This window comes from Sunxiuqinia sp. sy24, from assembly GCF_052677165.1.
This window is the reverse complement of record NZ_JBQYLH010000005.1, coordinates 1-13,399: the sequence shown is the minus strand read 5'-3', so window position 1 is coordinate 13,399 and position 13,399 is coordinate 1. Positions and strand designations below refer to the sequence as shown.

Genomic DNA, 13,399 nt, shown 5'->3' with positions numbered 1-13,399 from the left:
AGCAAAAGTATTGTGCGTATATGGATAAATCTACGGAACTTGCTTCTCGATAATGAAAAATCACTAGACAAGATGGTTCTCTTGAAAAAATCTAATATAACTGAATTTCTTGGAACTGAGTTGAAAAAATACCGGCTAAAGAAAGAGGTTCTCAAGATGCTTTACGGTGCAGATATCATGTCTGCTGCAGACTTAAGTCATTCGGTGGGAGTTAGCAATCCCACCATGCGAAGCTTGATTGATGAACTTATTCAGGAGGGCTATGTGAAGTTTTATGGTTTAGGAGAATCGAATGGTGGTCGTAAGCCAGCGCTGTATGGATTAGTCGAAAATACAATTTTTGTCATTGCTTGTGAAATGGGGCGTTTCCATTCGAAAGTGACCGTATTTAATCCACGACATAAGCAAGTCACTCGGGTCACCCTTGTTGAAACAGATATCAATGACCCGGAGTTGGAAGAAAAGATTTATGATGCCGCTCAGATTTTATTAGAGGAGTCTCATATTGCATTTGATCATGTCATTGGTGTTGCTGTTGGCATGCCAGGCTTGGTTGATTCAGAAAAGGGAATAAATTACACGGTTAAGGATGCTGAGTACAACAATATTGAAGCGAGGCTAATGGCTCGTTTTAATAAAGATGTACTTATTGAAAATGATGCACGGGCGCAAGCTTATGGCGAGTACATGTTTGGCGAAGCCAATGATGTTGAGAATGCCTTGGTTGTGAATTGGAGTTGGGGACTCGGGCTAGGCATGATTCTCAATGGTGAGTGCTTTAGTGGAGCTACCGGATTTGCAGGAGAGTTTAGTCATATTAAGCTGGAAGAAGGAGGAGAGCTTTGTATTTGTGGAAAGAGGGGGTGTTTGGAGACTGTTGCGTCGGCAACGGCTTTGGTGCGAATGGCTAAAGAAGGAATTCGACAAAATAAAGTTTCCCAACTAACTCACCTATTTCAGGAGGACCTGCAAGCCCTTAGCCCAAAGGATATTATTAAAGCTGCTAAGCGCGGTGATGAGTTTGCTATTTCACTATTAAATAAAGTTGGTCTGGCCATGGGAAAAGGGCTGGCCATTTTGATCCAACTATTGAACCCGGAAGTGATTGTTCTGAGTGGCGATCTGGCGGAAGCTAATCAATACGTTTTAGTTCCTGTACAGCAAGCACTCAATCGCTATTGCCTCGAAAATATTAGTCAACAAGCACAGGTCATTGTTTCAAAGCAGAATAAGGGGGCTGGCTTATTGGGGGTTACGGCGATGTATTATAACTATCTGTTTAATCAGGCTTTAATTCAGTCTAACTATAAATCGGTACAAGTAAAAACTTAGTCTTAACACGTGCAGTCTCGCTGCACAAATTAATCTAAATCTTAGTTCTATGAGAAAATTTATCTTGACATTTTTGAGTACAGTCTGTTTGGCACTCATGCTATTCGGACAAGCTTATGCCCAAATGGGTGTGAGCGGTACAGTAAGGGATGCAGACGGGGAGGGGATCCCTGGAGTAACAGTCCTGGAAAAAGGTACCAGTAGAGGTACGATTACAGACATCGATGGGAAGTACACCATTCAGGTGCCTTCTGACGCAGTGCTTGACTTTTCTTTTGTGGGGATGACCACGGTGGAAGTGAATGTTGATGGTCGCCAGACAATTGATGTTCTGATGGAAGCCGACCAAATTGGAATTGACGAAGTAGTGGTTACGGCTTTGGGTATTAAAAGAGAGTCCAAAGCCCTGGGGTATGCCATGACGGAAGTTAGCGGGGACGATATTGTGCAGACGAACACCATAAACCCGGTTCAGGCCCTTCAGGGGAAGTCCGCAGGTTTAAGTATTGGAGCCTCTGATGGAGGTTTAGTGGGAAACGCTAAAATCCAGATTAGGGGTGTTTCGGTATTGAATTCCAATAACAACCAGCCTATTTTCGTTATTGATGGTGTTATTGTTGAGAATTCCGTGTCCAACGCCAGTGAGTGGGCTGCTAACGCGAACGATTTTGGTAATATCCTGAAAAACATGAATCCCAGTGATTACGAGTCCGTGTCAGTATTGAAAGGAGCCGCGGCAACTGCTCTTTACGGTTCGCGTGGTATTAATGGTGCGGTGGTTATTAAAACAAAAGATGGTCGTGGCAGAAAAGGAATTGGTGTAAAAGTAACCCAATCCATCGGTATCGACCATGTTTACAAGCAGCCTAATCTTCAGTATGAATTTGGTCCTGGTGACTTGATTGGTGCGATTGGGTATGGTGAAAAAGATGCCGATGGAAACTACTATCGGTTTGACTACTCCCAGTTTTATACTCGTGAGGTGGATGGCGTACAAACGGTAACCAAGATTGGAAATCCGAATGCCGGTTTCTTATGGGGGCCTAAATACGATGGTCGCCCAATAGAAGACTATGATGGGGTAATGAGAAACTACGTGGGATATAAAAACAGCATGAAAGATGCCTATGATGTTGGTGTAAATTCCAATACGGCTGTAGCGCTTAGTGGTGCCAGCGACAAAGGAAGCTTCTATCTTTCGAATGCCTATAACTACCGTGAAGGAACATCCCCAACCGATGAGTTCGAAAGATACTCGTTGCTTTTTAAAGGATCGTATGATTTGGCAAATTGGTTACGTGCCGATGCATCCATGTCATTCACGAATTCACTCGTAACAAATCCGGGCAACTCCTTGTCCTTGAGTTACGCCACAGGAAGCTGGGCTGGATGGTATGATACCAAACGATGGAAACAACGTGACGTTTACCAGGCCTCTCATGGTGGTGTGCCAAACAGCAATTATGGCGACTTGTATGCTAATGTTCCCGGAAATGGAACATGGCATGACTATAACCTCGACAAGCAAGTACGGGAAGAACAGGTGACGCGCCCAATCGTTCGCTTAACGGCTGATATTACCGATTGGATGTCGGTTATGGCAGAAGGTAACATGAATCATTATACCACATTTTACGAAAATAAGAATTTAGGTAATGGTTATGCTAATGATGGTGGAAGCTATGAAATCCGTCACGACCGTGATGTGAGCCGCACCGGGAAGTTGGTTGTTAACCTGAAAAAGGATCTTAATGACTTCTCAACCAACCTTATGATTGGAGGAGAGCTTTGGGAACGTGAAACTTCCTATAACCGCACCTGGACTGACGGTGGATTGAAAGTTCCTGGAAAATTCTTTATGGGTAACTCGAAGAGAACCTTAAACACGGCTGCAGGCATTGGTTCGACACAACAAGTAAATTCATTGTATTTCTTGTTCAGCGGGAGTTGGAAAGATCAGCTATTCCTTGATGTTACAGGCCGTAATGACTGGTCTTCGGCATTGGTTTACACCGATGGAACAGGTAACTTTTCCTACTTCTATCCATCAGTAAGTTCTTCCTGGATTTTTACTGAAACATTCGACATGCCGACCATGTTCTCCTTTGGTAAATTGAGAGCATCCTGGGCACAGGTGGGTAACGATACATCACCTTACACGATTAACAATGGTTATGGTTCAGGAACATGGGAAATTGAAGGTGGTAATTTTGCTTATCTGAATAGTAAAAGTACAACTTTGGTTGATCCAAGTATCAAACCCGAGTTAAAGAACTCCTTTGAAGTTGGTGTGGATATTCGTTTATTCAAAAACCGCTTGAGTGCTGATGTTGCCTACTATAATGAAAAGATTAATAACCAGATTTCAACCGTCCCTCTTCCTGCTGAGTCAGGATTGAACCAGATGCTGACGAATGTGGGTACCATGACCAATAAAGGGTTGGAAGTATCAATTGGTATTACTCCTGTTCGAACTCGGGATTTCGAGTGGAAATCCACTTTTAACTATTGGAACAATGAAACTAAGATTTCGAACCTGATTGATGAAGTGGGAGAATACAAACGTTTGGCAGGATCTGAAGCTTATGGAAACTATCGTGTTGCATCGGTGGCATTCGAAGATGGTGAGTATGGTGTGTTAATGTCAGATATCAATCCGCTATTGGATGAAAATGGGAATAAAGTACTGAGGTGGCTCGATAGCTATCGGGGAGCCGGTTATACCAGAAGTTACGAAGTACAGGAAGTGGGAAAAATAAACCCAGACTTTGAAGGATCTTTGGACAATAACTTCCGCTATAAAAACTTTAACGTGTCCGTATTGTTGGATGCTCGTTTTGGTGGACATATTGCTTCATATTCGAACCGTTACGGTACATCCTACGGTATTATGGAAACATCTTTAAGATGGCGTGACCCCGAACATGGAGGTATCACCTGGACTAGTGAGTACGACGATACGAAAGGACAGGTATTCCATGATGGTATGATTCCTGAAGGTGTATTCGCCGAAGGGCAAACAGTAACGGCTCCTAGTGGTGCAACAGTTGATGTGGGTGGAATGACCTACCAGGAAGCTTATGATGCGGGCCACGTAGAGCCAACCCACGCAGGTTTCTATACTTATTTGACCAACTCATGGGGTAGTGGTGTTGTTAACAAGGATTGGGTAAGCGAAGTCAAATACATTGCTTTGCGTAATATCTCCATTGGTTACAATCTGCCCAAGCGTTTAGCACAGAAGGTTAAAGCACAAAACCTGTATGTTTCGTTAAATGCACGTAACCTGCTGTACTTGTACAACTCGATGCCAAATGATCTGAACCCGGAAAGTTTCAGGGGTACAACAAGTAACTATTCGTACTTCGAACGCAACTTTACTCCATATACTGCGACGTACACTATGTCACTCAGTATTGATTTCTAAAAAACTAAAAAATGGTAAATATGAAAACAACATATAAATTAATATTTGCTCTGATATTTATTCTCGCTATTGGGTGCGATAAGGAAGAGTTTGCTAAACTTAATACCGACCCTTCAACATTATCAGAGCCAGATTTGAGATACTCAATGACTAAAGCGATTGAGCAGATGTATGGCAACGACTATACAATTTGGTTCTACAGCAACTTCCAGTATATCCATCCGTGGGTGCAGGTAGGAAGTGCGCAAGGAGGAAATGGTGTAACTTATAATGAAATGGGACCTGCAGGAGGTCAAAATCTTTACGGTTCACTGATGCCACAAACGATGGACATCAGAGCGCGTATTGATGCCCTGCCTGAAGAAGAGCAAGTAGCCTATCAGGCTTTACGTGGATTGACCTTTCCCGTTCAGATTGCAACGGCTTTAACCATTACTGATCAAACCGGATCGTTGGTTTATACTGAAGCAGGTTTGGCTCCGTATACTAATCCGCCACTATTAACGCCAGTCGTTGACAGTCAGGAGACTTTGTTCAATATCTGGCTGTCCGAATTGGATGAGGCTATTGCCGGCTTAACGGCCGGAGAGCAGTTTGCGATGGGCAACCAGGATCGTATCTATGGCGGCGACTATTCGAAGTGGGCCAAATACTGTAACCTGCTAAAACTTCGCATTGCAGCTCGTTTAGTAAATAAAGATAGGGCCAGAGCGATTCAGATTGTAGAGCAGGTAGCCAGTTCTTCGGTTGGCTATATGAATGAACTGAATGACGATTTTATTTATAAAAGAGACATTAAATATTACGGAACAGGTAATGGCATGTGGATTGGTTATGCTGGTAAGGAGTTAGTTGATTTCTTGTTAGCCAATAAAGATCCACGTTTACGTTTTACGTTTGAGAAAAACCACTTTAATGGTGAAGTTGTTCAGGCCTTTATCGATGCAGGCAGAGACCTTCCTCCATACATTGCTCCTTTAGTAGATCTGGATGGCGATGGTAATTTTGCCGGTTGGTTAGGTGATGGCGAACCTTGGGTACGTTACCACGGTGCACCTTTGTCACCCGATGCTGTTTTGGACCCAGCAAACGACATCTATTTTAATCAGGGTTCAACCAACAAGATCGAAACTAAAACCTATATTGCTACTTCCTTGTATTCTGAAAAGCTGACACGTACAACTTATAACTACACCTACCCAACCAAACCGGGTGGACGTATTATTGAGTTGAAAGACAATGACCCACCATTGTATGTTATTTTGGGTACCGCGGCAGAAACGAACCTTTATTTAGCTGAGTTTAAGTTATTAGGGGCGAATCTGCCAGAAAGTGCACAGGATTATTTTAATTGGGGAGTTGAGTTGTCGGTAACGCGTGCCGATCGATTTGCTGAGCATCAGCAGATGCCATATTACAACGGAGATCCCGTTTATATTGATGAGAATGAAGCTGAAGCCGCTGCAACTAAGTTGCGGGATGACGAGATCACAAACCTGTTGACTCAGGATGCTTATAACCTGGGCACTGATGGTTTGGAGAAAGTGTATATCCAGCAGTATATCAACTTCATGAATACTCCTAATGATATCTGGACAACTGTTCGTCGTTCGGGAATTCCGAAAAAAGGTAGTAGTTACCTGGCTTGGGAAGATGTTACAGCTTCGGGCAATGATGTAGTCCTTCCTCGTCGTTTTGTTGTTGGTACACCAACCGCAGATGATATTAACTATGACAACAAGATGGCTGCAGTTCAGGAGCAGGGGTTTACCACCGGAACTCCAGAACCTACTACCTTAAACTCGGAAAGGTTGTGGTTCGATAAAGAGAATCCGAACTACGGAGCAGGACCTAAAAATTAGTGAATAAACAGATTGACCATAGATAGTTCATTGGGCTAGTATGGGTATGAATAAACCGCTGTTCCTTTGGTTCAGCGGTTTTTCTTTCCTTCAGCCCAAGTTTTACAATCGTATAAATAAAACGGCATGATGAAACTGAAATCTTTGTTTTTAATTCTTTGTTTTTTTGCTGCCTTCTCGTTGCTGGGAACCGCCCAAGAGCGAGCGGTAAAAGGAAAAGTAACTGCTTTTGAAACGGTCCCGTTAATCAATGTTACTGTTACCTGTAAAGGTTTAGATACTGAAGTGTTGACTGATGAAAACGGCTGCTTCATGCTTCGTTGTAATGACAAGGAAAAACTGCGAATAAGTGCTCATGGTTTTTACTCAGAAAACGTTAACCTTCGTAACTTTGCTGAAGGCGATTCGGTGTTTGTGGATTTGCGTTTCCGGAAAGGAGATAAGAATTTTGAGATAGCAACCGGTTACGGGCATATAAGCGGAAAGCAGCTAAGCTATGCCATCGAGCAATTGGAAGCCGACTCCGGCTATAGTAGTTACCGCGACATTTTAGAGGCAATAGAAGGTCGCATTTCCGGAGTAAGTATTGGAAACAATGCGATCATTATTCGCGGAGCAACAACAATAAATAGTGGAGCAACTCCTGCCTTGCTCGTGGTTGACGGTACGATCGTTGAGTTTCCTGTTTTTGTGAATATACCACCTACCCAGGTGAAATCAATCTCCGTAATTAAAGGAGCTGCGGCTTCGGCGCGTTATGGCTCAAGAGGGATGGGTGGTGTGATTGTTGTGAAAACAAAACAGTAGAAGTAATTCAATAAAAGGACCAATAAACAAATTTTTACAATGAAAAAACTACTAACAAACCTTTGTGGTCTGCTACTGGTGTTGAGTGCGGCAGGGCAAATGGTACACGAATTTGAGGGCCAGAAGTATTACCCCGTTGATGATCCACTGGTTAACGAAAAATTGGAGGAATGGCAGGATTTGAAGTTCGGACTATTGATGCATTGGGGCTCATACAGTCAATGGGGAATTGTGGAGTCCTGGTCAATTTGTCCGGAAGATTATGGCTGGTGCGAACGCAAGAAAGGCAGTAATCCACAAAACTACTACGAGTATGTAGAAGAATACGAAGGCTTGAAAAACACCTTTAATCCGGTGGACTTCAATCCTGAAAAATGGGCTCAAGCGGCTAGCAATGCCGGCATGAAGTATGTTGTTTTTACAACCAAGCATCATGATGGCTTTTGCATGTTCGATTCAAAATACACCGACTACAAAGTAACGGATGAAGCGTGTGCGTTCCACACCAATCCGAAAGCTAATATTGCCAAAGAAATTTTTGATGCTTTCAGAGGCCAGGGATTATGGGCTGGAGCGTACTTTTCAAAGCCCGACTGGCATTCGGACCATTATTGGGATCCTTACTTCCCTCCCTTTAACCGCAATGTTAACTACGATCCGGAAGCCTATCCGGAGAAATGGCAGAAGTTTGTAGACTTCACCCACAATCAAATTATGGAACTACTAACCGACTATGGCAAGATAGATATTCTGTGGTTAGATGGTGGCTGGGTCGCCAAGTCATCCAAAGAGGAGATGCAGCATTCGCTGATTCGGAAAGGAATGCGAGCCTCATCCGGATTCTTGAAATCGTTTGCTGTTAATCAGGATATCAAAATGGATGAGCTAGTCGTAAAAGCGCGCGAGAAGCAACCCGGCTTAATTGTGGTTGACCGTGCGGTGGAAGGCAAGAACCAAAACTACCTGACTCCGGAAAACAAAGTTCCGGAAGAAGCGTTGCCCTTTCCGTGGGAATCGTGCATTATTGCCGGAGGCGGCTGGTCGTATGTACCCGATGCTCAGTATATGAGCCCACGAAAAGCCATTCACATGTTGGTTGATATCGTTGCCAAAGGAGGTAATTTGCTTTACAACATTGCTCCCGGGCCGGATGGAACCTGGCATGCCGAAGCTTATGAGTTGTTGGAGCAAATGGGTGACTGGATTGACGTGAATGGTGAAGCGATTTACAATACCCGTGCAATTGCACCATACAAAGAAGCTAACATTTGTTTTACACGGAAACAGGACTCGAATACAATTAATGCCATATATTTGCCGGCCGAAGGACAAAAACAATTGCCAGCTGAAATTTACGTACACGCTTTTCAGCCCCAAAAAGGGAGTAACGTGAGCCTTTTAGGGGATGGTGAGAGTTTGACTTGGAAGACATCAGGAAATGGAATGTTAGTGCAAATTCCTGAAAAACTGCGTGAAAATCCACCAATTGATTATGCCTGGGTGTTGCAGTTTGAGATGTCGGAAGAAAAGCTTCGATAGAAACTGAATACTCTTAGCAGCAGAGTCGGCATTTGTGTTGCTCTGATAAGCTACCATTAACATCAACTAAAAAACAGAAAAATATGTTTTATCGCTTTTTACTTTATGTAGGATTGATTGCCTTGGCGAGTTGTTCGCAAAAGATCGAACCGCAAACACTCGTGGTCACTTCTCACGATCAGGAGACCATTGTGTGTGAGCCCAGTGGGAGTAGCTATTTTAAGCAATGGGCTGTATTTCCGGGAGCGGAAGAGCCTGTTCGGCGCGTATTTATGGATGTTACTTTAGGACATCCGGATTCTATTAACATTGCGCATTGGGATTACCTGGATCACATCACCCTTCGACGTGCTGGGGGTGTAAATGGTGAATCGCTTGACCTGGAAATTGGCCGGATGTTAACTCCCTATGGAAGTAACTTTAAAAAGGATTGGCAATGGAAATGGCGGGTTGACGTAACTGATTTTGCCAGTTTATTGCGCGATAGTGTTGAGGTAGAGTATATGCACTCTGGTTATGAGAGTAAAGAGGTTGGCTGGGAATTGACAATTGATTTTGAAATCAGCATTGGAAAGCCAGTAGCGGAGTTGGTTCGTTACGATAAGGTGTTTGCCGGAAATTATGCCTATGGCGATAGCACAAAACCAATTACTGAGTCTTTGGCTCCAATTGAGATGGAAATGCATCCCGAAGCCAAGTTGGGACGCTTGCGTATTCAGCATACCGGGCATGGAATGGATCGTCCGCGGGGATGTAGTGAGTTTTGCAGCCGTTGGCGCGAAGTGGTCTTAGACGGAACGGTGATTGATCGTCGCGACATGTGGAAAGAATGTGCCGACAATGCGCTTTATCCTCAAGGAGGAACCTGGATTTTTGATCGTGCCTATTGGTGTCCGGGTGATTTGCAGAAAGCCGATTTGATTGATTTTCCAATTACCCAAACAAGCCATACGCTTGATTTGGAGTTGGAGCCTTACACGGCTCAGCGGAATGTGCAGGCGAATGAGTCGATTCAGAGCATGCTTTTTCAATACAAACAGCCAAACAGTCGGCATGATGTGGCCATTGAAGAAATCCTGGTGCCGAACAAATCGGTTGAGCTTAATCGTTTGAATCCTTCGTGTTTTGAGCCGCGCATTGTTGTGCGTAATTTGGGAAGTGAGCCCGTGCAGGCCTTGGATATTGTTTATGGAACCGAAGGATTCGATTTTAAAACTTTTACCTGGATCGGAGAACTTGGTTTTTACGAGGAACAGGTGATTGTGTTGCCGGGAGTAATTGATTTTAACTTTGGCGAGAATGTGTTTGCAGTAGAGGTTAGCCTGGCTGGCGGCGCAACAGATGAGTGGGATGCAGATAATAGCCGGCAGGCGCAATTTGTGTCTCCCAAAGAAATGCCCGAAAAGATGGTGCTGACGTATAAATCCAACAATGCGCCTGGCGACAATACCATTCGGGTAATCAATAATCAGCAAGAAGTTGTGTTTGAACGCACGCCCGAGCGATCGGAAGCAAACATGCTATACTCCGATACCTTATTCTTGTCCGAAGGGAAATACCGTTTGGCCTTGCAGGATACGGCTCATAACGGGTTGGAATTTTGGTTTATGCCGAAGCAAGGCTATGGTTACCTATATTTGTCCGATTTGGATGGGAAGGTACTGCATCGTTTTGAAAGTGACTGTGGAGTTGGCGAGAAGCTGGATTTTACAACTTCGAAAACGCCTCGTATTGACGAAAACGTTGAGCAAGAATTGTACATCCTTCATCCACGTATGTTCAAGTCAAAAACAGAATTGATGGTGAATACCGAAAAGCCTTCGGATGGTGAGATTCATATTTTGGCAGATGGTGATCTTGTTAAGACGATCCCATTTAAACAGGTGGAACATAAGACATTCGATATTGATTTTGCTGATTTTGAAGATGGACGCTATGTGGTTGAGCTGTTTGTTGAAGGAGAAAGCAAGCTGAAACTTCGGGTAAATAAGACTTCCAGAAGCTATGATTAAATGGCTTCTCCGGTAATTACCGGAGATATTACCTTTAAAAAAACAGCTATCGATATAAATGCGATAGCTGTTTTTTTTATTTGATGTTGATGTTTTTTGTTCGTTTGCTCCATCGGTCGCGGGCCAGTTGTTGCATGTCGGTCTGGATATCTTTCTCGTCGGTAATTTCCAGTCCAAGAATGGTTTCGATAACATCTTCCATCGTCACCAGTCCTTCCGTTCCGCCGTATTCGTTAATAATCAAAGCAATGTGTTCTTTCTTGAAAAGCAATTTCTCGAACAGAACCGGAACGGTTACACTTTCATAACAAACGATGATTTCGCGCTTCTGAGTTTCAAGCAAATCTTGTGTGGCTCCGGCTGCCAGCTTTTCCATAACATCCTGCTTTAAAATGTATCCGGTTATTTTGTCAATACTCTCCTGGTAAATCGGAATCCGTGAAAACTGGAAGAAGCTTTCCTGTCCAAAGAAATCAGCTAAAGTCATGGCTTCAGGTGCTGCAAGCATGACGGTTCGTGGGGTCATGATGTCTCTTACCTTAATATCCCGAAGGCGAATAAGATTGATAATGATCTTGCTTTCAGTCTCTTTGAAAATACCTTCGTCTAGCCCGAGCGAAGCCAGCATGGCAACTTCTTCGCGGCTAACCGACTGTTGAGGGCGTTTTTTTGAAATAGCACGTGTAATGTATTCGCTAAGGAGAACCAAGGGATAGGTAATGAAAATTAGCCCCTGAATGATGCGGGTTGAAGGGAGGGCGAGCTTGCGCCAGTATTGGGCTCCAATGGTTTTTGGGATGATTTCAGAAAGCACCAGTATTAGAATAGTGAGGATGGCAGAGATGATTCCAAAATATGCTTCGCCAAATAGCTTGGTGGCTTCAGCTCCTACGCCGGCTGCTCCAATCGTATGTGCAACAGTGTTTAGGGTGAGGATGGCTGCCAGGGGGCGGTCGATTTGATTTTTGATTTTTTTCAGATTCGTGGCGGTATGGCTACCTTCTTCTTCCTTTAAGTAGATAAATGAAAAGTTTACGGATAATAAGACGGATTCCAGAACGGAACACAAGAATGATATTCCTAGCGCCAAAATAAGATAAAAGAGTAGCATGCCCATGATTTAAAGTTTGATTTCGAAAAGATAGTAATTGTCGTGGAGAAAGTGAGGGATCAACCGCTAAAGTTAAAACAAATATAAATCGAGGCGATGACTGATTTATTTGGGACTCCGTATTTGCTTGATACGAAGTTGGATCACTGTTCGCAGGATGAAAGTCAATGGGTGCTCCTTGGGGGTGCGCTGCTGAATTCTTAAGGAGGGTGATGTTGGATGCTTCATTCGCAATACTCGATTAGCGCTTACGATATATTATAATACCATATTTGATTGAGGCTCCTGGGAAATGCCGTTTCGCAATTTGATTGTCTGCCACTCTATTTAGAATATGCTCATGGACTAATTTGCCCGATATATGGATTTATTGAAAGGAGTGGTGACTCCTATGAGTTGGTCTTCTGTTTGATAGCCAGGTCTGTGCGTGATTGAAAAGAGGAGTGTGATGCCCTCTGTTTGTGTGACCAGCATGTTGAGGTGATGGGTGGAGTGGCTATCTCTTATTACGACCAGTGCTGTGTTTGCCTGTTGTTTATTGGTTGATCTGCAGTTGAATCCTGATCAAAAAGAGGGACTTTAAACATTATGCTTTCCAGAAACTGGTCTAGACAGGAATGAGCCGAACTCAGCTTTGGGAGGCGCGGGAGTTGTATAATATATTAAAGGAAGTGGAAAGACAAGGTCTTTGTCTGGTTGATGTCGGTTCTCCCTTATTCATTCGAAACGCCCGTATTTTGAGAGAACGGATGGTCTTAAATGGAGGCGAGTGGGGCGATCGTCTCTTTTGCTCAAGTTTGGTGTGAATTTTATTTGTTGTTAAGTGGTTGTTAATAAGGGGTTCTGTTTTGACTTGGTAGAAAAGGCCAAAAATAAAACCCCAAAGCGCTTGCGGGAACAAAAAAGCTCCCTATATTTGCACCCGCTTTGAGAGAAATACGGCACATGTCGGAATCTCTAAAAGCCGCGTTCTTAAAGGGTTTCGAGCAATCTGAGATAAAAAAAATAAAAGCTAAAAAAGCTTTGTTGGTTTCAGAAAAAAGACCTTGCTTTGCAGCCGCTTTAAGAGCGACAAGTTCATCGACAGATTGATTAAATCAGCAGGCAACCTTAAGGGGATGTTTTCGTAATAAGAAAAGCTGGTTTAGGGCATAAAAAAAAGAATAGAAAAAAGGCTTTGAAAATTTTGAGAAGCCAGAAAAGCTTTCTATCTTTGCCGCCCCGAACTACTAAAACGGCTTGCCGGAGTAGGGGAGCGAGGGAGTTCAACACAAGACATACTGAACAAGAAATAGAAGAGCCGCAAGAA

General features: G+C 43.5%; 8 protein-coding genes. 7 read left to right on the top strand and 1 reads right to left on the bottom strand.

All coding sequences use genetic code 11. The features are described from left to right. The first annotated feature begins 81 nt into the window (after positions 1-81). From ACUNWA_RS05930 to ACUNWA_RS05905, 6 genes are all read left to right on the top strand, one after another. Positions 82-1,332 carry an ROK family transcriptional regulator gene (locus tag ACUNWA_RS05930; protein WP_445590971.1) on the top strand — a complete coding sequence of 417 codons (1,251 nt, stop codon included), beginning with the start codon at positions 82-84 and terminating at the stop codon, positions 1,330-1,332. Between the two features lie 49 nt (positions 1,333-1,381). Beyond that, positions 1,382-4,759 (top strand): SusC/RagA family TonB-linked outer membrane protein, encoded by a 3,378-nt coding sequence (locus tag ACUNWA_RS05925; protein WP_445590970.1) that lies wholly within the window; start codon positions 1,382-1,384, stop codon positions 4,757-4,759. A 20-nt stretch (positions 4,760-4,779) separates the two neighbouring features. Then, positions 4,780-6,621, top strand: a complete 1,842-nt coding sequence (locus tag ACUNWA_RS05920) for a SusD/RagB family nutrient-binding outer membrane lipoprotein (RefSeq protein WP_445590969.1) — start codon at positions 4,780-4,782, stop codon at positions 6,619-6,621. A gap of 126 nt (positions 6,622-6,747) precedes the next feature. After that, positions 6,748-7,428: a TonB-dependent receptor plug domain-containing protein gene (locus ACUNWA_RS05915; protein ID WP_445590968.1), complete on the top strand. Its 681-nt coding sequence runs from the start codon at positions 6,748-6,750 to the stop codon at positions 7,426-7,428. 39 nt (positions 7,429-7,467) lie between these two features. Further along, positions 7,468-8,967, top strand: a complete 1,500-nt coding sequence (locus ACUNWA_RS05910; protein ID WP_445590967.1) for an alpha-L-fucosidase — start codon at positions 7,468-7,470, stop codon at positions 8,965-8,967. A gap of 83 nt (positions 8,968-9,050) precedes the next feature. After that, positions 9,051-10,979: a peptide-N-glycosidase F-related protein gene (locus ACUNWA_RS05905; RefSeq protein ID WP_445590966.1), complete on the top strand. Its 1,929-nt coding sequence runs from the start codon at positions 9,051-9,053 to the stop codon at positions 10,977-10,979. A 76-nt stretch (positions 10,980-11,055) separates the two neighbouring features. Here ACUNWA_RS05905 and ACUNWA_RS05900 read toward each other — a convergent pair whose 3' ends face one another. Next, positions 11,056-12,096, bottom strand: coding sequence for a CNNM domain-containing protein (locus tag ACUNWA_RS05900; protein ID WP_445590965.1), 1,041 nt, complete (start codon positions 12,094-12,096; stop codon positions 11,056-11,058). Between the two features lie 611 nt (positions 12,097-12,707). Between ACUNWA_RS05900 and ACUNWA_RS05895 the strand changes: the two genes are divergently transcribed. Then, entirely contained in the window at positions 12,708-12,896 is a 189-nt protein-coding gene (locus ACUNWA_RS05895) for a hypothetical protein (protein ID WP_445590964.1), read from the top strand. The last annotated feature ends 503 nt before the right edge of the window (positions 12,897-13,399 follow it).

Bases quoted from the DNA above. Each gene is read 5' to 3' on its own strand.
- ACUNWA_RS05925 (WP_445590970.1), top strand. From the start codon at position 1,382: ATGAGAAAATTTATCTTGACATTTTTGAGTACAGTCTGTTTGGCACTC.
- ACUNWA_RS05920 (WP_445590969.1), top strand. From the start codon at position 4,780: ATGAAAACAACATATAAATTAATATTTGCTCTGATATTTATTCTCGCT.
- ACUNWA_RS05915 (WP_445590968.1), top strand. From the start codon at position 6,748: ATGATGAAACTGAAATCTTTGTTTTTAATTCTTTGTTTTTTTGCTGCC.
- ACUNWA_RS05910 (WP_445590967.1), top strand. From the start codon at position 7,468: ATGAAAAAACTACTAACAAACCTTTGTGGTCTGCTACTGGTGTTGAGT.
- ACUNWA_RS05905 (WP_445590966.1), top strand. From the start codon at position 9,051: ATGTTTTATCGCTTTTTACTTTATGTAGGATTGATTGCCTTGGCGAGT.
- ACUNWA_RS05900 (WP_445590965.1), bottom strand. From the start codon at position 12,096: ATGGGCATGCTACTCTTTTATCTTATTTTGGCGCTAGGAATATCATTC.
- ACUNWA_RS05895 (WP_445590964.1), top strand. From the start codon at position 12,708: ATGAGCCGAACTCAGCTTTGGGAGGCGCGGGAGTTGTATAATATATTA.